The sequence below is a fragment of the Pseudomonas sp. LBUM1657 genome (assembly GCF_059716075.1).
On the sequence record NZ_CP166799.1, the window covers coordinates 1,999,515 to 2,019,886 of the forward strand.

Here is a 20,372-nt window from a genome sequence, read left to right on the forward strand (position 1 = left end):
TTGCATCAAGCGTTTGCCTTTACTGGGCGTCCGCAGCCGGTGCTTTCTCGCCGTGAGAAAGGCTGTAGACGTAAGCGGCCAACAGGTGAACCTTGTCGTTGCCTTGCAGTTGCTCTTGCGCAGGCATCTGGCCCTGACGGCCGTAACGGATGGTCTGCTGCAGTTGAGCGAAGCTCGAGCCATAGATGAACGCGCCCGGGTGAGTCAGGTCAGGTGCGCCCATCGCTGGGGTGCCTTTACCTGCCGGACCGTGGCACGCCACGCAGTTGGCGGCGAACAGCTTCTGGCCGGCAACCGGGTCGGCCTTGGCGCCTTCCGGCAGCTTGCGGCCATCGAGGTTGGTCAGCACGAACGCAGCGACGTCGTTCACGCCTTGCTCGCCGATCACTTCAGCCCACGCCGGCATGACCGCATGACGGCCGCCCATGATGGTGGTCTTGATGGTTTCTGCCTCACCGCCCCAGCGCCAGTCGGCGTCGGTCAGGTTCGGGAAGCCATAAGCGCCCTTGGCGTCGGAGCCGTGGCAGACCGAGCAGTTGGAGGCGAACAGGCGGCCACCCATCTTCAGGGCTTGCGGGTCCTTGGCCACTTCTTCGATGGGCATGGAGGCGAATTTGGCGAAGATCGGGCCGAACTTGGCGTCCGACTTGGCCATTTCCTTTTCCCACTCGTGAACGCCGGTCCAGCCGGTCTGGCCGTTGGCGAACGCGGTCTGCTTTTCGTTATCGAGGTAGTTGTAACCCGGCAACAGGCCTTTCCAGTTGCCCAGGCCCGGGTACAGCACCAGGTAGCCCAGCGCGAAAATGATGGTGCCCACGAACAGCATGAACCACCATTTTGGCAGTGGGTTGTCGTACTCCTCGATCCCGTCGAAGGAGTGGCCAACCGTTTCTTCGGTGGCTTCGCTGCGCTGGCCCTTGCGGGTGGACAGCAACAGCCAGGTCAGGGCGAAGATGGTGCCGAGACTGAGGACTGTGACGTACAGACTCCAGAACGTAGTCATTCTTTGTTACTCCTAGAAGCTTGCTCGACGTGCTTGATGGCTTCGGGATCATCCGCGAAAGGCAGCAAGGTCGCGTCTTCAAACTCCGACTTGCGCTTGGGACTGAACACCCACAACGCCAGACCGATGAAGGCCACCATCACAACAACGGTGCCCAGGCCACGAATCATCCCGATATCCATCTAAATCACCGTTTGCTTTTGATGATGGTGCCCAGGCCTTGCAGATAGGCCACCAGCGCGTCCATTTCGGTTTTGCCCTTCACAGCATCCTTGGCGCCGGCGATGTCTTCGTCGGTGTAAGGGACGCCGAGCGTGCGCAAGACTTCCATTTTCTTGGCGGTGTCTTTGCCGTCGAGCTTGTTTTCCACGAGGAACGGGTAGGCCGGCATTTTCGACTCGGGCACTACGTTGCGCGGGTTGTACAAGTGCGCACGCTGCCAGTCATCGGAGTAGCGACCGCCGACACGGGCCAGGTCCGGACCGGTACGCTTGGAACCCCACAGGAACGGGTGGTCCCAGACGCTTTCACCGGCGACCGAGTAGTGGCCGTAACGTTCGGTTTCCGCACGGAACGGGCGGATCATCTGCGAGTGGCAGCCGACACAACCGTTGGCGATGTAGATGTCGCGGCCTTCCAGTTCAAGGGCGGTGCGAGGCTTCATGCCCTCGACCGGCTTGTTGGTGACGTCCTGGAAAAACAGCGGAACGATCTGGGTCAGGCCGCCGACGCTGACGGCGATAACCATGAAGAAGGCCAGCAGGCCAATATTCTTCTCGACTGCTTCATGCTTCATCAGTGAGCTCCAACTACAGCAATCTGTTCAGCGGCTTTGGCTTCAGCCGGGTTCGAGGCACGTACGGTACGCCATACGTTGTAGGCCATGAACAGCATGCCGCTGGCGAAGAACGCACCGCCCAGGGCGCGAACGATGAAACCAGGGTGGCTGGCTTGCAGCGCTTCGACGAACGAGTAGGTGAGGGTGCCGTCATCGTTGATTGCACGCCACATCAGACCCTGGGTGATGCCGTTGACCCACATCGAAGCGATGTACAGAACGGTACCAATGGTCGCGAGCCAGAAGTGGGTGTTGATCAGGCCGATGCTGTGCATCTGTGCACGACCGAACAGTTTCGGGATCATGTGGTAGATCGCGCCGATCGAAATCATCGCCACCCAGCCCAAGGCACCGGCGTGAACGTGGCCGATGGTCCAGTCGGTGTAGTGCGACAGCGAGTTGACGGTCTTGATGGCCATCATCGGGCCTTCGAAGGTCGACATGCCGTAGAACGCCAGGGACACGACCAGGAAGCGCAGGATCGGGTCGGTGCGCAGCTTATGCCAGGCGCCCGAGAGGGTCATCATGCCGTTGATCATGCCGCCCCAGCTTGGCGCGAGCAGGATGATCGACATCGCCATGCCCAGGGACTGAGCCCAGTCCGGCAGTGCGGTGTAGTGCAGGTGGTGCGGACCGGCCCAGATGTACAGGGTGATCAGCGCCCAGAAGTGCACGATCGACAGGCGATAGGAGTAGATCGGACGCTCGGCCTGCTTCGGAACGAAGTAGTACATCATCCCCAGGAAGCCCGTGGTCAGGAAGAAACCGACCGCGTTGTGGCCGTACCACCACTGGATCATCGCATCCGTCGCACCCGAGTAAGCCGAGTAGGACTTGAAGAAGCTGACCGGCAGGGACGCGTGGTTGACGATGTGCAGCATCGCCGTCACAACGATGAAGGCACCGTAGAACCAGTTACCCACATAGATGTGCTTGGTGTTGCGCTTGACGATGGTGCCGAAGAACACCAGACCGTAGGTAACCCAGACGATGGCCAGCAGGATAGCCAGGGGCCATTCCAGTTCCGCGTATTCCTTGGTGGTCGTGAAACCCATCGGCAAGGTAACGATCGCGCCGACGATCACCGCTTGCCAACCCCAGAAGGTGAAGGCGGCGAGGCTGTCGGAAATCAGTCGCGTTTGGCAGGTTCGCTGCACGACGTAATAAGAAGTGGCAAACAGAGCACAACCACCGAAGGCAAAAATCACCAGGTTGGTGTGCAGCGGGCGCAGGCGTCCAAAGCTCGTCCATGCCAGACCGAAGTTCAACTCCGGCCAGACCAGTTGCGAGGCGATGAAGACACCGAGCCCCATGCCAAGGATCCCCCAGACCACCGTCATGATGGCGAACTGGCGGACTACCTTATAGTTATAAGCAGTCGGACTGATTGCTGTGCTCATTCTAAGGTTCCACGGTTTGGGTGTTTTATTAGGAGTAAAAATCGGCCGCAAGTATGGAGAAAGCGGGGGGTCATTGCAACGCGCCATGACCTGGGTCAATGCTTTCAAAAGCTGATTCTGCGGCCTTTCCATGCGTCGCGTAAGGTCAAAATTGCCCATGGACAAAATGTCGCAGCGGACGTAAAAGTCGAAGGGATCAGGTCGGATGTAACGGGGTGTGTTCGAAGAAGGCGAACAAGGGATCAATGGCAACTGGCACGACAGCCGGTATCTACCAGCCTTTGCGGCCTGTCATCGAGCACAATCGTCGAACACATCGGGTCGGGTTGACCTGGAACCGGCATCTGCCAGTCCGCATCGGGGGAAGCTTAGACCCGAATCTGGGGAACCGAAAGGAGGACTAACGGAGGGTGCGACACTTGGTCGCAAAGGAGCAGGGAACTGCCGCATCCGGGTGAATGCGGCAGCAAAGCGGTCGAGAATTATTCGTCTTTGCCTTCAGCCTGCAAACGCTCTGTATTCAGACCGTGTGACAGGCTGTACACATAAGCGGCCAGCAATTGCACTTTATCGTTACCGAGCAGTTCGTTTTGCGCCGGCATATGGCCCTGTCGACCATGACGAATGGTCTGTTGCAGCTGCGCCAGGCTTTTACCGTAGATGAATCCGGCCGGTTGCGTCAGGTTCGGCGCCCCCATGGCTTCAGTGCCTTGGCCGTTTGCCCCATGACAGGCTACGCACATCGTGCTGAACGCTTGCTGTCCGGCGTGCAGATCGGCACCACTGTCGTCCGGTAACGGCAGGCCGGCCAGCTCATGACGCACATAAGCGGCAACGTTTTTCACGCCGGCGTCACCGAGGATTTCACCCCAGGCTGGCATCGCCGCCATGCGCCCGCCGAGGATGGTGGTCTTGATGGTGTCGGCAGTGCCGCCCCAGCGCCAGTCACTGTCGGCCAGGTTCGGAAAGCCGAAAGCGCCCTTGGCATCCGAGCCGTGGCACACCGCGCAATTGGAGGCAAACAGGCGTCCGCCCATTGTCAGTGCTTGCGGGTCCTTGGCCACTTCTTCCACAGGCATGGCGGCGAATTTGGCGAAGATCGGTCCGAACTTCGCATCGGCCTTGTCCATCTCCTTTTCCCATTCATGCACGCCGGTCCAGCCGTCCTGATAACCCGGCAACACGCCTTTCCAGTTGCCCAGGCCGGGGTAAAGAATCAAGTAACCCACAGCAAACACCAACGTGCCGGCGAACAGCATGAACCACCACTGCGGCAGCGGGTTGTCGTACTCCTCGATGCCGTCGAAGCTGTGGCCCATGGTCTGGTCGACACTGCCCTTGGTTTCGCCCTTGCGGGTGCCGATCAGCAGCCAGGTCAGGCCGATCAGGCTGCCGATGGTCAGTACGCAGATCCACGTACTCCAGAAGGTGGTCATGGCCGGGTACTCCTTGTTGTTGCAGGTTCTTGGGTGGTGGCGTTGTCGGGTTGTGGCTCATCGGCAAACGGCAGCAGGCGCGCCTCGGCGAATTCCGGATTGCGCTTGCCGTTGAACACCCACAGCGTCAGGCCGATGAAGGCCACGAACACCACGACCGTGCCCAGGCCGCGGATCATTCCACTGCTGAATTCAAAGACCATGGCTCACCTCTTGCTCTTGATGGCAGTGCCGAGCACCTGGAGGTAGGCGACCAGGGCATCCATTTCGGTCTTGCCCTTGAGCGAGGCGACGGAGCCTGCGATGTCGTCGTCGGTGTACGGCACGCCGAGGGTGCGCATGGCGCGGATTTTCGTTTCGGTATTGCTGCTGTCGAGTTGATTGGCTACCAGCCATGGATAGCCGGGCATTTTCGATTCCGGCACGACGTTGCGCGGGTTGTACAAGTGCGCGCGGTGCCAGTCTTCGGAGTAGCGACCGCCGACGCGCGCCAGGTCCGGCCCGGTGCGTTTCGAGCCCCACAGGAACGGGTGATCCCAGACGCTTTCACCGGCCACCGAGTAGTGGCCGTAGCGTTCGGTTTCGGCGCGGAACGGCCGGATCATCTGCGAATGACAGCCTACGCAGCCTTCGCGTATGTAGATGTCGCGACCTTCCAGTTGCAGCGCGGTGTAGGGCTTCATGCCTTCCACCGGTTTGTTGGTCACGTCCTGGAAGAACAGCGGGACGATCTGGGTCAGACCGCCGATGCTCACGGCCAGGACCATCAGCAAGAGCAGCAGGCCGACGTTTTTTTCGATGGTTTCGTGTTTCATCGCGGACTCCTCAGGCGATCTGCGCGGCAGCGGCAACTTCGGCAGGCTGCGAGGCCCGAACGGTGCGCCAGGTGTTGTAAGCCATCAGGAACATGCCGCAGAGGAAGATCGCCCCGCCCACCAGTCGCACGACGAAGCCTGGGTGGCTGGCCACCAGGGTTTCGACGAAGGAGTAGGTCAGCGTGCCGTCTGCGTTCACCGCGCGCCACATGAGGCCCTGGGCGATGCCGTTGACCCACATCGAAGCGATGTACAGCACGGTGCCGATGGTCGCGAGCCAGAAGTGCGCGTTGATCAGGCCGATGCTGTGCATCTGCGTGCGGCCGAAGATTTTCGGGATCATGTGGTACAGCGCGCCGATGGAAATCATCGCCACCCAACCGAGGGCGCCGGCGTGCACGTGGCCGATGGTCCAGTCGGTGTAATGGGAAAGGGCGTTGACCGTCTTGATCGCCATCATCGGCCCTTCGAAGGTCGACATGCCGTAGAACGCCAGCGATACCACCAGGAAGCGCAGGATCGGGTCGCTGCGCAACTTATGCCAGGCGCCCGAGAGCGTCATCATCCCGTTGATCATCCCGCCCCAGCTCGGTGCCAGCAGGATCAGCGACATCACCATGCCCAACGACTGCGCCCAGTCCGGCAATGCGGTGTAGTGCAAGTGGTGCGGACCGGCCCAGATGTACAGGGTGATCAACGCCCAGAAGTGCACGATCGACAAGCGATAGGAATACACCGGACGCTCGGCCTGTTTCGGCACGAAGTAGTACATCATCCCGAGGAAGCCGGCGGTGAGGAAAAAGCCTACGGCGTTGTGGCCATACCACCACTGCACCATGGCGTCGGTCGCACCGGCATACACCGAGTAGGATTTGGTGAAACTCACCGGCAGTTCAACGTTGTTGACGATGTGCAGAATCGCCACGGTGATGATGAACGCACCGAAGAACCAGTTGCCGACGTAGATGTGCTTGGTCTTGCGCTTCATGATCGTGCCGAAGAACACCACGGCGTAGGCGACCCAGACGATGGTGATCAGAATGTCGATCGGCCATTCCAGCTCGGCGTATTCCTTGGAGCTGGTGTAACCCAATGGCAGGGTGATGGCCGCCAGGAGGATCACCACTTGCCAGCCCCAGAAGCAGAACGCGGCGATTTTCGGCGCGAACAATTGCGTCTGGCAGGTGCGTTGCACCGAATAGAACGAACTGGCGAACAGGGCGCAACCGCCGAAAGCGAAGATCACTGCGTTGGTGTGCAACGGGCGCAAGCGGCCGAAGCTGGTCCACGGCAGGTTGAAGTTGAGTTCGGGCCACACCAACTGGGCAGCGAGAAAAACCCCGAGCCCCATGCCGACGATGCCCCACACCACCGTCATAATGGCGAATTGGCGGACCACCTTGTAGTTGTAGGCGGTACTGATAGTAGTGTTCATGGTTCCCCATCCACGGTTCAGCCGAAGTGAAGGCGTATGCGCAAGGCAACGCTTCCTTCGCCTGGAGTTATAGGCAGACTAAAAGCGAGGCAAGCATGGACAAAGAGCACAAGGCCAGTATTGACGGGGATCAATGGGCGCAGTGCCTGCGGGAACAGGGATGGTTGTGGAATGAGGCTGCTTCAAAGGATTCGGCTGAACCTGTGACGCTGATTCTCGCCCACGGCGCCGGTGCGCCGATGGACAGCGCCTGGATGAACGACATGGCTGCGCGCCTTGCTGCGCATGGTGTCAACGTGGTGCGCTTCGAGTTTCCCTACATGGCGCAGCGACGCATCGATGGTGGCAAACGTCCCCCGAACCCGGCGCCCAAATTGCTGGAGTGCTGGCGTGAGGTGTATGCCGTGGTGCGACGCCATGTCGCTGGGCGTGTGGCCATCGGGGGCAAGTCCATGGGCGGGCGGATGGCCAGTTTGCTGGCGGATGAATTGGGCGCGGATGGGTTGGTATGTCTGGGGTATCCGTTTTATGCCGTCGGCAAACCGGAGAAGCCTCGGGTCGAGCATTTGGCTGCGCTGAAGACCAGGACGTTGATTGTGCAGGGGGAGCGGGATGCGTTGGGTAATCGTGAGGCGGTTGAAGGGTATGAACTGTCACCGAGCATCGAGGTGTTTTGGCTGACAGCGGGAGATCATGATTTGAAGCCGTTGAAGGCGTCGGGGTTTACCCATGAGCAGCATTTGGCGGCGGCGGCCAGCAGGGTGTCCGCGTTTCTTCTGTAATCTTTGTGGTGGCGGTCCGGGCCTCTTCGCGAGCAAGCCCGCTCCCACACTGGATCTTCAGTGAACACAGGTTTTGTGTCCGGTAAAGATCCAATGTGGGAGCGGGCTTGCTCGCGAATGCGGTCTGCCAGGCAATACAAATTTCAAACTGGCAATAAAAAACCCGGAAGCTTTCACCGTCCGGGTTTTGTATTTCAATCAACCGTCAACGATTAAACCGCTCCACCAACGAATACTGGCTATTCGCGGTCTTGGTCAGTTCTTCACTCAACAGCGCCGAGTGTTGTGCCTGTTCCGAGGTCTGGTCAGCCAGGTGCGAAATGTTGCTGATGTTGCGGCTGATTTCTTCGGCCACCGCGCTTTGCTCTTCAGTCGCCGCGGCAATCTGGGTGGTCATGTCGGTGATGTTGGCCACCGCTTCGCTGATTCCCACCAATGCCTGGTCCGCTTCCAGTACCCGTGCCACGCCTTCTTCGGCCTGGCGGTGCCCGGCTTCCATGGTTTGCACTGCGGTGCTGGCGGTTTGCTGGAGCTTGGCGATCAGGGCGTGGATCTGCCCGGTGGATTCGCTGGTGCGTTGCGCCAGTTGACGGACTTCGTCGGCCACCACCGCAAACCCGCGGCCCATCTCACCGGCACGGGCCGCTTCGATGGCCGCGTTCAAGGCCAGCAGGTTGGTCTGGTCGGCAATGCCTTTGATCACATCCACCACACCGCCGATTTCGTCGCTGTCCTTGGCCAGTTGAGTCACCGTCAGACCGGTTTCACCGACCACCACCGACAAGCGCTGAATGGCGTCGCGGGTTTCCCCGGCGATGTCGCGGCCGCGACCGGTGAGGCGATTGGCTTCCTGGGTGGCGTCGGCCGTGCGCTGCACGTGACTGGCAACTTCCTGGGTGGTGGCAGCCATCTGATTGACGGCGGTGGCCACTTGCTCGGTTTCGACGCGCTGACGCTCCAGGCCGGTGGAACTGCTGTGGGCCAGGGTGTCGGACTGTTTCGCTTGCTCGCTCAGGTGTTCGGCGGTGTCCTGCAGACGGGTCAGGCAGGTTTTCAGGCGGGCTTCCTGGCTGAGGATCGACATCTCCAGACGCGCCTGTGCGCCGCGACTGTCGGTGTACATCTGCGCGATCAGCGGGTCGGAGGTGGTTTGCCCGGCCAGGACCAAAAGACGCTTGAGGCCACGTTGTTGCCAGCTCAGACCCATCAGGCCCAGGGGCACCGACAGGCCGGCGGCCAAGGCAAACCCCCATTGGGACGTCAGCGTGGCACCGATCATGAAACTCAACTGGCTGACCAGAATGAACGGCAGCCAGTCCTGAAGCACAGGCAACCATTTATCTGTTGAAGGAATCGCCGACTTGCCCTGGTTGATGCGTTGGTAAAGCGCTTCGGCACGGCGGATCTGTTCGGCGGTGGGTTTGATCCGCACCGACTCGTAACCGATCACCTGATTGCCTTCGAAAACCGGCGTGACATAGGCGTTCACCCAATAGTGGTCACCGGTCTTGCAGCGATTCTTGACAATGCCCATCCATGGCAAGCCTTGTTTCAATGTGCCCCACATGTGCGCGAATACCGCGGCCGGGACGTCGGGGTGACGGACCAGGTTGTGCGGTGCACGGATCAGTTCCTCGCGAGAATATCCGCTGACCTCGACGAACGCGTCGTTGCAGTAGGTGATCACGCCTTTGGCATCGGTAGTGGAAATCAACCGTTGCTGAGCCGGGAAGGTCCGTTCGCGTTGTGTAATAGGCTGGTTGTTACGCATGGCTTTTTCAATCCGCAAGGCTTTGACAGGGTGTCGGCATCGCCAGCCATTTATTGAAATTATTTTTCAGGAATCAGCGGTGCGTCGCAAAACGACCCTTGCGTCAGCCTGCGAGCATCGGATAGGTGAAGAGCCCGAAGTGCAGAAGGTTCAGGCCAAAATGAGTGGCAATGGCCGCACCCAGCCCCCCGAAGCGATAGGCCAGTCCATAGCCGACCCCCGCCAGACTCGACAGCAGCACCCACTGCCAGCCAGCGCCGGCGTGGACCAGGCCGAACACCAGCGAGGCCAGCAGCAGGGCCAGGTTGTCGCCGTAGGGCAGGTTTTTGAAATGCCTGCTCAGGCCACCCTGGATGTAGCCGCGAAACAGCGCTTCCTCAACGAGCGTCACCAGCAGCAAATTGTTCAGCACCCACAGCCAGGCCTGGTCCGGCCATTTCGGGGCCCAACTGATGACACCCAGCAACAACGCACCACCCAGGGCCAGCACGGCGCTCAGGGTCAGCCCCATCGCGGTGGCATACAAGGAAAGCCGCAGTGAACGTCGGCCGATAATCCACGGGCAAACCAGCAGCAGCCAGAAACCGATCAGGGGTTTGTCCAGATTCAGGTACATCGCGTACCGCACGGCGTCGTCGGTGAAGCGTTGTGGATGAATGACGCGACCGTTGTAGAAGCCGGGGAGCCAGTGCATCGCCAGCGCCAGGGCCAGGAAAATAAACAAGCCGTGCCCCAGGTAGCGACCGATCGGGACTTGCTGTTGGCGAACAGCGAAACCGGCGAACAGCAGCAACGCGACTGAGATGCCGGCGAGCCAGCCAAGGTGACCGAAAGTCAGGGCCATGCCGTAGCCGAGGGAGAGGAGGGCCAGGTGGGTCCATGGCAGAGAAAACATGTGGAGTCCTTGAGTGGAAATCTGCGGTGCGCCTCAGTCCCTTGTGGGAGCGGGCTTGCTCGTGAAAGCGATGTGTCATTCAACATTGAATTTGCTGATACACCGCCTTCGCGAGCAAGCCCGCTCCCACAAGTGGTTTTGTGTCGTTCGTAACACTTATGCAACTGGCGCGCGATTATAGGGACGCCGGACCCAAACAAAAACACCGCCCGAAGGCGGTGTCTGTTTTCAGCAAGCCGTCATGACGCAATCAACTGCCGCAACACGTAATGCAAAATCCCCCCCGACTTGAAGTATTCCACCTCATTGAGCGTATCGATCCGGCACAACACCTCGACTTTCTCGCGGCGGCCGTCTTCACGGGTGATGATCAGCGTCAGGTTCATTCGCGGTGTCAGCTCGACGCCGGTCAAGCCCAGGATATCCAGGGTTTCCTTGCCGGTGAGGTTCAGGCTCTTGCGATTCTGGTCCAGCTTGAACTGCAACGGCAGCACGCCCATGCCCACCAGGTTGGAGCGGTGAATCCGCTCGAAGCTCTCGGCGATGACCGCTTTGACCCCCAGCAGATTGGTGCCCTTGGCCGCCCAGTCGCGGCTCGAACCGGTGCCGTATTCTTGCCCGGCAATCACCACCAGCGGCGTGCCTGAGGCTTGATAACGCATCGCGGCGTCGTAGATCGGCAGCTTCTCCCCCGTAGGGATGTAGATCGTATTGCCACCTTCTTCGCCGCCGAGCATCTCGTTGCGAATCCGGATGTTGGCGAACGTGCCGCGCATCATCACTTCGTGGTTGCCGCGACGGGAGCCGTAGGAGTTGAAGTCCCGTGGTTCCACGCCTTTCTCGCGCAGGTAATGACCTGCCGGGCTGTCAGCCTTGATGTTGCCGGCCGGGGAGATGTGGTCGGTGGTCACCGAATCACCGAGCAGCGCGAGCACCCGGGCGCCTGTCACATCCTTGACCACCGGCGGCGGGCCGCCGATGTCATCGAAGAACGGTGGATGCTGGATGTAAGTCGAGTCCGACTGCCAGACATACGTCGCCGCTTGCGGCACTTCAATTGCCTGCCATTGCTCGTCGCCGGCAAACACTTCGGCGTATTCCTTGTGGAACATGGCGGTGTTGACCTGATTGACCGAGTCGGCGATCTCTTTGCTGCTCGGCCAGATGTCCCGCAGGTAAACCGGATTGCCGTCCTTGTCGTTGCCCAATGGTTCGCTGCTGATGTCGATCCGCACCGTGCCGGCCAACGCATAGGCAACGACCAGCGGCGGGGAGGCCAGCCAGTTGGTTTTCACCAGCGGATGCACGCGACCTTCGAAATTTCGATTGCCCGACAACACCGAGGCGACGGTCAGGTCGGCGGCCTGGATGGCTTTTTCGATGGGCTCCGGCAATGGCCCGGAGTTGCCGATGCAGGTGGTGCAGCCATAACCGACCAGGGCAAAACCCAGTTCATCGAGATACTGCGTCAGGCCGGCAGCCTTGTAGTAATCGGTGACCACTTTCGAGCCCGGAGCCAGCGAGCTTTTCACCCACGGTTTACGTCGCAGGCCTTTTTCCACGGCTTTCTTCGCCACCAGCCCGGCAGCCATCATCACGCTCGGGTTGGAAGTGTTGGTGCAGGACGTGATCGCGGCGATTACCACCGCGCCGTTTTTCAGTCGGTAGGTATGGCCTTCAGACTCGTAGTCCGCTTCGCCGATCAAATCGGCGGCACCCACGGCGACGCCACCACCGCCCTCACTTTCCAGGCGACCTTCTTCCTTGCTGGTGGGTTTGAATTGCAGGCCGAGGAAATCAGTGAACGCTTGCGCGACATCCGGCAACGACACTCGGTCCTGCGGGCGTTTCGGCCCGGCGAGGCTGGCTTCGACGCTGGCCATGTCCAGCGCCAGGCTGTCGGTGAACACCGGTTCCTTGCCCGGCAGGCGCCATAGGCCTTGCGCCTTGCTGTAGGCCTCGACCAGTTTCACGGTTTCGACCGGGCGCCCGGACAGGCGCAGGTATTCCAACGTTACGTCGTCCACCGGGAAGAAGCCGCAGGTGGCGCCGTATTCCGGGGCCATGTTGGCGATGGTCGCGCGATCGGCCAGCGGCAGGTCGGCGAGGCCGTCGCCGTAGAACTCGACGAATTTGCCGACCACGCCTTTCTTGCGCAGCATTTGGGTGACGGTCAGCACCAGGTCGGTGGCGGTGATGCCTTCCCTGAGCTTGCCGGTGAGCTTGAAGCCGATCACTTCCGGAATCAGCATCGACACCGGTTGGCCGAGCATCGCCGCTTCCGCCTCAATCCCGCCAACACCCCAACCCAGTATGCCGAGACCGTTGATCATGGTGGTGTGGGAGTCGGTGCCGACCAGGGTGTCGGGGAAGGCGTAGGTGCGGCCATCCTCGTCCTTGGTCCACACCGTGCGACCCAGGTATTCCAGATTCACCTGATGGCAGATGCCGGTGCCCGGCGGCACCACGCTGAAATTATCGAAGGCACTTTGGCCCCAGCGCAGGAACGCGTAGCGCTCGCCATTGCGCTGCATTTCGATGTCGACGTTCTGTTCGAAGGCGCTTGAACTGCCGAACTTGTCGACCATCACCGAGTGGTCGATCACCAGGTCCACCGGCGACAGCGGATTGATCCGCTGCGGATCGCCACCGGCCTTGGCCATGGCGGCACGCATGGCGGCCAGGTCGACCACGGCGGGAACGCCGGTGAAGTCTTGCATCAACACCCGCGCCGGGCGGTACTGGATTTCGCGATCGGAGCGACGCTCCTTGAGCCAGGCGGCAATCGCCCTGAGGTCGGCGCCGGTGACGGTTTTTTCATCTTCCCAGCGCAGCAGGTTTTCCAGCAGCACTTTCAGCGACATGGGCAGCTTGTCGAGATCGCCGAGGCTCTTGGCAGCGTCGGGCAGGCTGAAATAGTGGTAGGTCTTGTCGTCGACTTGTAAGGTTTTAAGGGTTTTCAGGCTATCGAGGGACGGCATTGAAATGACTCCTTTAGATCCGCACGGCTACGGACTGACGGGACAGACAGAGCATTTAACCTAGCCCTGTTCATTCGTTAAAGCTAATAACTGGACTCTATGGTCGAGTCCAAGGTTCCGATCTCGGCTATCATGCGCCGGTTTTCGTGACAGGCTTTGCTTCAACGCAAGCCTGGGCATCGCGCAGTGGCTGAATTCTTCGCCAACTGCCCAGGAGTAAGAATGAACACCCTCTTTATGCATTGCCGGCCGGGCTTCGAAAGCGAAGTTTGTTCCGAGATTTCCGAACACGCCGCACGGCTGAACGTGGCCGGTTATGCCAAGGCCAAGACCGCCAGCGCCTGCGCCGAATTCATCTGCACCGAAGAAGACGGCGCCGAGCGCCTGATGCGCGGCCAGCGTTTCGACCAGTTGATCTTCCCGCGCCAATGGGCTCGCGGGATTTTCATTGATCTGCCGGAAACTGATCGCATCAGCGTAATCCTTGCGCACATGGCGGACTTTCCGTTGTGCGGCAGCCTGTGGCTGGAAATGGTCGACACCAACGACGGCAAGGAACTGTCGAACTTCTGCAAGAAGTTCGAAGGCCACTTGCGCAAGGCACTGATGGCGGCCGGCAAGCTGGTGGAAGATGCGCACAAGCCACGGCTGTTGCTGACGTTTAAAAGTGGCCGCGAAGTGTTCATGGGCCTGGCGGAATCCAACAACTCGGCGATGTGGCCGATGGGTATTCCACGCCTGAAGTTTCCGCGCGAGGCGCCGAGCCGCTCGACGCTGAAACTGGAAGAGGCGTGGCACCATTTCATCCCGCGTGATCAGTGGGACGAGCGCCTGCACAGCGACATGACTGGTGTCGACCTGGGCGCCGCGCCGGGCGGCTGGACCTGGCAACTGGTCAATCGCGGCATGCTGGTCACCGCGATCGACAACGGCCCGATGGCTGAAAGCCTGATGGAAACTGGTCTGGTGCAGCATTTGATGGCCGATGGTTTCACTTTCAAGCCAAGGCAGCCGGTGGACTGGATGGTCTGCGACATCGTCGAGAAACCGGCACGCAACGCCGCGATGCTGGAAGAATGGATTGGCGAGGGGCATTGCCGCGAAGCGGTGGTCAACCTCAAGCTGCCGATGAAGCAGCGTTACGCCGAAGTGAAGCGTCTGCTGGAGCGCATCGCCGACGGATTCAAGGAGCGCGGCATCCGGGTCGAGATCGGCTGCAAGCAGCTGTATCACGACCGCGAAGAAGTGACCTGCCATTTGCGCCGGCTCGACGTGAAAAAAACCAAGTCCCGCTGATACTCGCAGACCAATGTGGGAGCGGGTTTGCTCGCGTAAGCGGTGTGTCAGTCGGCTTCAATGTTGAATGAAACACCGCTTACGCGAGCGAGCCCGCTCCCACAAGTGACGGCGTTATGCCACAGATGACCGAACACCCGGCAATGCGCGACAATGCCGGCAAGTTTCAGGAGTGAATCATGAGTGAAATGATCGATACGCCGGTAGACGGCACCCTCGACGCCACCGGCCTCAACTGCCCGGAGCCGGTGATGATGTTGCACCAGCACATCCGTGACCTGGTGCCCGGCGGCTTGCTCAAGGTGATCGCCACCGACCCGTCGACCCGTCGCGACATTCCCAAGTTCTGCGTGTTTCTCGACCACGAACTGGTCGCGCAGCACGAAGAGGCAGGCACCTACCTCTACTGGATTCGCAAGAAACTCGCTTAACCCGCCGACCGACTGATGCGGATCCGCTTGCGTGCGCTGCGCGTCAGGCGGATCGACAGCATCAGCGCCGCGCAACTCAAGCCCACGATCAAACCCTGCCACAGTCCGCTCGGGCCGCTTGGTGTGCCGAACCAGTCGGTCAGGCCCAAGGCGTAACCCACCGGCAGACCAATCCCCCAGTAAGCGAACAACGTCAGGATCATCGTCACCCGCGTGTCCTGATAACCGCGCAAGGCGCCGGCCGCGGTGACCTGGATGGCATCGGAAAACTGGAACAGCGCCGAATACACGATCAGCATGGCCGCCACTTGAATCACCGTTGGGTCGGCGGTGTAGATGGTTGCGATGTGCTCACGCAGTAACAGCATCATGCTCGCGGAAATACACGCATAAGCCAGGGCGGTGCCCATGCCGACACCGGCGGCGAAGCGTGCTTCACGAGGTTGCTCGCGGCCGAGCGCCTGGCCGACCCGCACGGTCACGGCCATGCCCAGGGAATAAGGGATCATGAACACCAGCGAGCTGAAGTTCAGCGCGATCTGGTGCCCGGCGACGACGGTGGCGCCGAGGCTGCCGATCAGCAGCGCAATCACCGCGAAGATGCTCGACTCGGCGAACACCGCAATCCCGATCGGCATACCGATGCCCAGCAAACGCTTGATCACCGACCATTGCGGCCAGTCGAAACGGCTGAACAACTGGCTCGACTGATACGCCGGTGCCCAGCGCTCCCAGCCGGCCATGCCCAGGGCCATCACCCACATCACGATCGCCGTCGCCCAGCCGCAGCCGACGCCACCCATGGCCGGCACGCCGAAGTGGCCATAGATGAAGACGTAGTTCAGTGGAATGTTCAGCGCCAACCCGCACAGGCCGAGCACCATGGCCGGCCGGGTGCGCCCCAGGCCATCACTGAAGCAGCGCAGCACATGGTAGAAAGCGACGGCGGGCAAGCCGCTGGCGATGCCGTGCAGGTACTGCATGCACGGGCCGATCAGCTCAGGGTCGACATTCATGAGGTGCAAGATCGGTTCGGCGCTGAGCAGCATGCCGGTCGCCATCAATCCCACCACCAGCGCCAGCCACAATGCCTGGCGCACGATCGGGCCGATTTCGCTGTGGGTGCCGGCGCCAAAACGCTGGGCGACTTTTGGCGTTGTGGCCAACAGGGTGCCGGTCATCAACAGAAACACCGGGACCCAAATCGAGTTGCCCAGTGCCACCGCCGCCAGATCCCGCGGGCCGACCCGGCCAGCCATCACCGCATCGACGAAGCCCATGGCGGTGGTCGCCAGTTGCGCGATCATGATCGGCAGCGCCAGGCCGAGCAGGTTTTTCAGCTCCAGGCGAACACGGGCCGGGCGGGTGAGGGAAGTAGCGGCGGGGCGGTCGGTTGCGGAATTCAAAGGCGAAGCGTCCAAAGATTTTGATGCACGAGGCGGCGCATTCTACGCCCTGACGCAACGGTCAGGAAAAGTCCTGTGTTAGCGATTTGTAATCGGCTTCTCGAGATGTTCGAGAACACTGTGGGGCCGGGCTTGCTCGCGAAAGCGGTGTGTCAGGCACCATTGATGTCGACTGACACTCCCTCTTCGCGCGCAAGCCCGCTCCCACAGGATGAGTAGTCCCTTCATAGTCAAGGTGAACAATGCCCGCTGGCCCACCACCGGCATCTCCGCCTACACTGCCGATCCGCCAAAGGAGCCTGCCATGCTGATTGTTGCCGACGAAAATATTCCGCTGCTCGACGCCTTCTTTGAGGGTTTCGGGGAAATCCGCCGGGTGCCGGGACGTTCCATCGACCGCGCCAGCGTCGAACAGGCCGATGTGCTGTTGGTGCGCTCGGTGACCAACGTCAACCGCGCGTTGCTCGAAGGCAGCAAGGTGCGTTTTGTTGGTACCTGCACCATTGGCACCGATCACCTGGATCTTGATTACTTTCAACAGGCCGGCATCACCTGGTCCAGCGCACCCGGTTGCAATGCCCGGGGCGTGGTCGATTACGTCCTCGGCAGCCTGTTGACCCTCGCCGAAATCGAAGGCGCCGACCTGACTCAGCGCACCTACGGCGTGGTCGGTGCCGGCGAAGTGGGCGGCCGGCTGATCAAGGTCCTGCAAGGCCTCGGCTGGAAGGTGCTGGTCTGTGATCCACCGCGGCAAGCGGTTGAAGGGGGTGATTACGTCAGCCTTGAGCAGATCATCGAACAGTGTGACGTCATCAGTCTGCACACGCCGTTGAAGAAGCACGGTGCACAGTCGACCTGGCATCTGTTCGATAAAAAGCAGTTGAACCAACTCAAGCCCGGCACCTGGCTGATCAACGCGAGCCGTGGTCCGGTGGTGAACAACGCTGCCCTGCGCGAGGTGCTGCTGGAACGCGAAGACCTGCAAGCGGTGCTGGACGTCTGGGAAGGTGAACCGGAGGTCGATGTGGCACTGGCCGAACTCTGCGTGCTGGCGACCCCGCACATTGCCGGTTACAGCCTCGATGGCAAACAGCGCGGGACGGCGCAGATTTATCAGGCGTACTGCCAGTTCCTCGGGCAACCGGAGCAGGTCAGCCTGAGCGATTTGCTCCCGGAGCCATGGGTGTCACACGTGACCTTGAATGCGGACAGCGATCCGGCCTGGGCGCTGGCGATGGTGTGCCGTGGTGTGTACGACCCGCGCCGTGACGACGCGGATTTCCGCCGCAGTCTTGTAGGCACTGTGAGTGAGCAGCGTGCGGCATTTGATGTGCTGCGCAAAAATTATCCGTCGCGACGGGAGATTGATGGGTTGAAAGTGCGGATCGAAGGCGATTCGCCTGCTTTGCGGCAGATGGTGGTGGCGTTGGGGGCGGAGGCGATCTAGGGATCGAGTCGGCCCTTTCGCGAGCAAGCCCGCTCCCACATTTGATCTTTGTCGTTCACGAAATCTGTGTTCACTGAAGATCCCCAGTGGGAGCGGGCTTGCTCGCGAAGGCCGCACCGCCATTGCCGGATCAGCGCCCATAAAAAACCCGGCCATCCGGGCCGGGTCAAGAAGACGGTGGCTATATCACTCTTTTTCGGCAGGCTTGACCAATCGCTGTTCCAGTTCGCGGCAAGCGTCCTGGATCATGTCTTCAGTGATCGGTACTTCGTGCCCTTGTTCGTCAATGATTGAGCAACCCAGAGACTGATCTGGCTGCGTGCGGATCACTTGAATCTGGTCATCGCTGCTGTTTTGCAAGGACATGGCCTGTCTCCTCATCAGGTTGTGTGCTTACTGTAGAACCGCCAGGTGACCGGGCTATGACAACTCCGTACGATCTTTCCACGGCGGCAACACCAGTCCACCAGAAATAGCCCGGTGTTGCCACCCGGACTTTAGACCAATAGCGTCTAGGGCATGGTCTTTGCGGACATAATTAAAGTGACTCATTGTGATTTACAAAGTTGCCTTTTTATAGGGTTTCACTGCATTGAGCGGTGTAGGCTGGCCTTTATCACTTGCTCTGTAGCGTACCTGGATGATCCCGATGCTCTCTGCCCGTCAACGCCGTGCGATTCGCCTGGCCAGTCGTTTCCTCGCGCCGTATCGCTGGCCGGCCTTCGGTGCTCTGCTGGCGCTGATCGTCACCGCAGGCATCACGTTGTCCATGGGGCAGGGCATTCGACTGTTGGTGGATCAGGGTTTCATGACCCAGTCGCCGCATCTGCTCAACCAGTCCATCGGCCTGTTCCTGCTGCTGGTTATCGGTCTGGCGATCGGCACGTTTGCGCGCTTCTATCTGGTGTCGTGGATTGGTGAGCGCGTTGTCGCCGACATCCGCCGCCAGGTGTTCAACCATCTGATCTACCTGCATCCGGGGTTCTATGAAGACAACCGCAGCTCCGAGATCCAGTCGCGGCTGACGGCCGATACCACGTTGCTGCAATCGGTGATCGGCTCGTCGCTGTCGCTGTTTCTGCGCAATCTGCTGATGGTGATCGGCGGGATCGTCCTGCTGTTTATCACCAACCCCAAACTCACCAGTATCGTGGTGGTCGCCTTGCCGTTGGTGATCGCGCCGATCCTGATTTTCGGGCGACGCGTGCGCAGCCTGTCGCGCCTGAGTCAGGACCGGATTGCCGATATCGGCAGTTATGTTTCCGAAACCCTGGGCCAGATCAAGACCGTACAGGCCTACAACCATCAGGTTCAGGACGAGCAGCGTTTTGCCGTAACGGTAGAAGAGGCGTTTAACACCGCGCGCAAACGCATCTTCCAGCGCGCCTGGCTGATTACTCTGGTGATCGTCCTGGTGCTGGGCGCGGTCGGCGTGATGCTTTGGGTCGGCGGCATGGATGTCATTGCCGGGCGGATTTCGGCGGGGGAACTGGCGGCGTTTGTCTTTTATAGCCTGATCGTCGGCAGCGCGTTCGGTACGTTGAGCGAAGTGATCGGCGAGTTGCAGCGTGCCGCTGGCGCCGCTGAACGGATTGCCGAGTTGCTGCGCTCTAAGAACATCATCCAACCCCCGAGCACGGGCCTGGTGACTTTGCCGGAACGGGTGAAGGGAAACCTGGCGCTGCAAGACGTGCGTTTTTCCTACCCCTCGCGTCCCGAAAGCTTTGCCGTCGATGGTTTGAATCTGACCATCAATGCCGGCGAAACCCTCGCGCTGGTCGGGCCGTCCGGCGCCGGCAAGTCGACGGTGTATGACCTGCTACTGCGTTTTTACGACCCCGCCGAAGGACGCATCCTGCTCGATGGCGTGCCGCTGACTCAACTCGACCCGTTGGACCTGCGCCGCTGTTTCGCCCTGGTTTCGCAAAACCCGGCCCTGTTCTTCGGCAGCATCGAAGAAAACATCCGCTACGGCAACCCGGCGGCGACGCTGGAGCAAGTTCAGGAAGCAGCGAAAATCGCCTACGCCCATGACTTCATCGAACAAATGCCCAACGGCTATCAGACACACCTCGGCGACGGCGGCCTCGGCTTGTCCGGCGGCCAGCGCCAACGACTGGCCATCGCCCGGGCGTTGCTGGTAGACGCGCCCATCCTGCTGCTCGACGAAGCCACCAGCGCCCTCGACGCCCAGAGTGAACACCTGATTCAACAAGCCCTGCCGAGCCTGATGAAAAACCGCACCACCCTGGTCATCGCCCACCGTTTGGCCACGGTGAAAAACGCCGATCGCATTGCGGTGATGGACCAGGGGAAACTGGTGGCGGTGGGGACGCATCAGGAGTTGATTGCCAGCAATGCGCTGTATGCGCGGCTGGCGGCGTTGCAGTTCAGTGATGGGCACAGCGCGCTCACCGACCCGGTAACCGACTAAGT

General features: G+C 60.5%; 18 protein-coding genes. 5 read left to right on the plus strand and 13 right to left on the minus strand.

Annotated features, from left to right (window positions below; genetic code table 11):
* Positions 1 to 19: 19 nt before the first annotated feature.
* The 8 genes from ccoP (ACA055_RS09130) to ccoN (ACA055_RS09165) all read right to left on the minus strand — a co-directional run bounded on the left by ccoP (ACA055_RS09130) (position 20) and on the right by ccoN (ACA055_RS09165) (position 6,927).
* Complete coding sequence (gene ccoP, locus ACA055_RS09130) at positions 20 to 1,003, minus strand: cytochrome-c oxidase, cbb3-type subunit III (RefSeq protein ID WP_497683324.1); 984 nt, start codon at positions 1,001 to 1,003, stop codon at positions 20 to 22.
* Positions 1,000 to 1,185, minus strand: a complete 186-nt coding sequence (locus ACA055_RS09135; RefSeq protein ID WP_003175465.1) for a CcoQ/FixQ family Cbb3-type cytochrome c oxidase assembly chaperone — start codon at positions 1,183 to 1,185, stop codon at positions 1,000 to 1,002. Before ACA055_RS09135 ends, ccoP (ACA055_RS09130) begins: the two co-directional genes overlap by 4 nt.
* A gap of 5 nt (positions 1,186 to 1,190) precedes the next feature.
* The gene (ccoO, locus tag ACA055_RS09140) at positions 1,191 to 1,799 is read right to left on the minus strand and encodes a cytochrome-c oxidase, cbb3-type subunit II (protein ID WP_010456412.1); all 609 of its coding nucleotides are present in this window, start codon (positions 1,797 to 1,799) and stop codon (positions 1,191 to 1,193) included.
* Complete coding sequence (gene ccoN, locus ACA055_RS09145) at positions 1,799 to 3,241, minus strand: cytochrome-c oxidase, cbb3-type subunit I (RefSeq protein WP_497683325.1); 1,443 nt, start codon at positions 3,239 to 3,241, stop codon at positions 1,799 to 1,801. Before ccoN (ACA055_RS09145) ends, ccoO (ACA055_RS09140) begins: the two co-directional genes overlap by 1 nt.
* A gap of 482 nt (positions 3,242 to 3,723) precedes the next feature.
* Positions 3,724 to 4,677: a cytochrome-c oxidase, cbb3-type subunit III gene (gene ccoP, locus ACA055_RS09150; RefSeq protein WP_497683326.1), complete on the minus strand. Its 954-nt coding sequence runs from the start codon at positions 4,675 to 4,677 to the stop codon at positions 3,724 to 3,726.
* Complete coding sequence (locus tag ACA055_RS09155; protein WP_497683327.1) at positions 4,674 to 4,880, minus strand: cbb3-type cytochrome oxidase subunit 3; 207 nt, start codon at positions 4,878 to 4,880, stop codon at positions 4,674 to 4,676. The genes ccoP (ACA055_RS09150) and ACA055_RS09155 overlap by 4 nt, the downstream gene beginning before the upstream one ends.
* Positions 4,881 to 4,883: 3 nt before the next feature.
* On the minus strand, positions 4,884 to 5,492 hold the full coding sequence (gene ccoO, locus ACA055_RS09160) for a cytochrome-c oxidase, cbb3-type subunit II (protein ID WP_497683328.1): 609 nt from the start codon (positions 5,490 to 5,492) through the stop codon (positions 4,884 to 4,886).
* 10 nt (positions 5,493 to 5,502) lie between these two features.
* Positions 5,503 to 6,927 (minus strand): cytochrome-c oxidase, cbb3-type subunit I, encoded by a 1,425-nt coding sequence (gene ccoN, locus ACA055_RS09165; RefSeq protein ID WP_497683329.1) that lies wholly within the window; start codon positions 6,925 to 6,927, stop codon positions 5,503 to 5,505.
* Positions 6,928 to 7,022: 95 nt separating this feature from the next.
* Between ccoN (ACA055_RS09165) and ACA055_RS09170 the strand changes: the two genes are divergently transcribed.
* Positions 7,023 to 7,709, plus strand: a complete 687-nt coding sequence (locus ACA055_RS09170) for an alpha/beta family hydrolase (protein ID WP_497683330.1) — start codon at positions 7,023 to 7,025, stop codon at positions 7,707 to 7,709.
* Between the two features lie 205 nt (positions 7,710 to 7,914).
* On the opposite strand, the gene ACA055_RS09175 is transcribed toward ACA055_RS09170, so the two are convergent.
* The 3 genes from ACA055_RS09175 to acnA form a co-directional block, all read right to left on the minus strand.
* Positions 7,915 to 9,480 (minus strand): methyl-accepting chemotaxis protein, encoded by a 1,566-nt coding sequence (locus ACA055_RS09175; protein WP_497683331.1) that lies wholly within the window; start codon positions 9,478 to 9,480, stop codon positions 7,915 to 7,917.
* A 103-nt stretch (positions 9,481 to 9,583) separates the two neighbouring features.
* Positions 9,584 to 10,375 (minus strand): CPBP family intramembrane glutamic endopeptidase, encoded by a 792-nt coding sequence (locus ACA055_RS09180; protein ID WP_497683332.1) that lies wholly within the window; start codon positions 10,373 to 10,375, stop codon positions 9,584 to 9,586.
* Between the two features lie 239 nt (positions 10,376 to 10,614).
* Positions 10,615 to 13,356, minus strand: coding sequence for an aconitate hydratase AcnA (gene acnA / locus ACA055_RS09185; protein WP_497683333.1), 2,742 nt, complete (start codon positions 13,354 to 13,356; stop codon positions 10,615 to 10,617).
* 222 nt (positions 13,357 to 13,578) lie between these two features.
* Between acnA and rlmM the strand changes: the two genes are divergently transcribed.
* Positions 13,579 to 14,652: a 23S rRNA (cytidine(2498)-2'-O)-methyltransferase RlmM gene (rlmM, locus tag ACA055_RS09190; RefSeq protein WP_497683334.1), complete on the plus strand. Its 1,074-nt coding sequence runs from the start codon at positions 13,579 to 13,581 to the stop codon at positions 14,650 to 14,652.
* Between the two features lie 179 nt (positions 14,653 to 14,831).
* The gene (tusA, locus tag ACA055_RS09195) at positions 14,832 to 15,083 is read left to right on the plus strand and encodes a sulfurtransferase TusA (RefSeq protein WP_007907805.1); all 252 of its coding nucleotides are present in this window, start codon (positions 14,832 to 14,834) and stop codon (positions 15,081 to 15,083) included.
* Here the strand turns inward: tusA and ACA055_RS09200 are convergent.
* Positions 15,080 to 16,489, minus strand: a complete 1,410-nt coding sequence (locus tag ACA055_RS09200) for an MATE family efflux transporter (RefSeq protein ID WP_497683335.1) — start codon at positions 16,487 to 16,489, stop codon at positions 15,080 to 15,082. The two genes, tusA and ACA055_RS09200, sit on opposite strands and share 4 nt — an antisense overlap.
* A gap of 304 nt (positions 16,490 to 16,793) precedes the next feature.
* Between ACA055_RS09200 and pdxB the strand changes: the two genes are divergently transcribed.
* Positions 16,794 to 17,936, plus strand: a complete 1,143-nt coding sequence (gene pdxB / locus ACA055_RS09205; RefSeq protein ID WP_497683336.1) for a 4-phosphoerythronate dehydrogenase PdxB — start codon at positions 16,794 to 16,796, stop codon at positions 17,934 to 17,936.
* 186 nt (positions 17,937 to 18,122) lie between these two features.
* Here pdxB and ACA055_RS09210 read toward each other — a convergent pair whose 3' ends face one another.
* The gene (locus tag ACA055_RS09210) at positions 18,123 to 18,302 is read right to left on the minus strand and encodes a PA1571 family protein (protein ID WP_497683337.1); all 180 of its coding nucleotides are present in this window, start codon (positions 18,300 to 18,302) and stop codon (positions 18,123 to 18,125) included.
* Between the two features lie 274 nt (positions 18,303 to 18,576).
* Between ACA055_RS09210 and ACA055_RS09215 the strand changes: the two genes are divergently transcribed.
* Positions 18,577 to 20,370, plus strand: a complete 1,794-nt coding sequence (locus ACA055_RS09215) for an ABC transporter transmembrane domain-containing protein (RefSeq protein WP_497683338.1) — start codon at positions 18,577 to 18,579, stop codon at positions 20,368 to 20,370.
* Positions 20,371 to 20,372 lie beyond the last annotated feature (2 nt).

What these genes read in the sequence shown, in the direction of transcription:
- ccoP (WP_497683324.1), bottom strand. Translation starts at nt 1,003, where the DNA reads ATGACTACGTTCTGGAGTCTGTACGTCACAGTCCTCAGTCTCGGCACC.
- ACA055_RS09135 (WP_003175465.1), bottom strand. Translation starts at nt 1,185, where the DNA reads ATGGATATCGGGATGATTCGTGGCCTGGGCACCGTTGTTGTGATGGTG.
- ccoO (WP_010456412.1), bottom strand. Translation starts at nt 1,799, where the DNA reads ATGAAGCATGAAGCAGTCGAGAAGAATATTGGCCTGCTGGCCTTCTTC.
- ccoN (WP_497683325.1), bottom strand. Translation starts at nt 3,241, where the DNA reads ATGAGCACAGCAATCAGTCCGACTGCTTATAACTATAAGGTAGTCCGC.
- ccoP (WP_497683326.1), bottom strand. Translation starts at nt 4,677, where the DNA reads ATGACCACCTTCTGGAGTACGTGGATCTGCGTACTGACCATCGGCAGC.
- ACA055_RS09155 (WP_497683327.1), bottom strand. Translation starts at nt 4,880, where the DNA reads ATGGTCTTTGAATTCAGCAGTGGAATGATCCGCGGCCTGGGCACGGTC.
- ccoO (WP_497683328.1), bottom strand. Translation starts at nt 5,492, where the DNA reads ATGAAACACGAAACCATCGAAAAAAACGTCGGCCTGCTGCTCTTGCTG.
- ccoN (WP_497683329.1), bottom strand. Translation starts at nt 6,927, where the DNA reads ATGAACACTACTATCAGTACCGCCTACAACTACAAGGTGGTCCGCCAA.
- ACA055_RS09170 (WP_497683330.1), top strand. Translation starts at nt 7,023, where the DNA reads ATGGACAAAGAGCACAAGGCCAGTATTGACGGGGATCAATGGGCGCAG.
- ACA055_RS09175 (WP_497683331.1), bottom strand. Translation starts at nt 9,480, where the DNA reads ATGCGTAACAACCAGCCTATTACACAACGCGAACGGACCTTCCCGGCT.
- ACA055_RS09180 (WP_497683332.1), bottom strand. Translation starts at nt 10,375, where the DNA reads ATGTTTTCTCTGCCATGGACCCACCTGGCCCTCCTCTCCCTCGGCTAC.
- acnA (WP_497683333.1), bottom strand. Translation starts at nt 13,356, where the DNA reads ATGCCGTCCCTCGATAGCCTGAAAACCCTTAAAACCTTACAAGTCGAC.
- rlmM (WP_497683334.1), top strand. Translation starts at nt 13,579, where the DNA reads ATGAACACCCTCTTTATGCATTGCCGGCCGGGCTTCGAAAGCGAAGTT.
- tusA (WP_007907805.1), top strand. Translation starts at nt 14,832, where the DNA reads ATGAGTGAAATGATCGATACGCCGGTAGACGGCACCCTCGACGCCACC.
- pdxB (WP_497683336.1), top strand. Translation starts at nt 16,794, where the DNA reads ATGCTGATTGTTGCCGACGAAAATATTCCGCTGCTCGACGCCTTCTTT.
- ACA055_RS09210 (WP_497683337.1), bottom strand. Translation starts at nt 18,302, where the DNA reads ATGTCCTTGCAAAACAGCAGCGATGACCAGATTCAAGTGATCCGCACG.
- ACA055_RS09215 (WP_497683338.1), top strand. Translation starts at nt 18,577, where the DNA reads ATGATCCCGATGCTCTCTGCCCGTCAACGCCGTGCGATTCGCCTGGCC.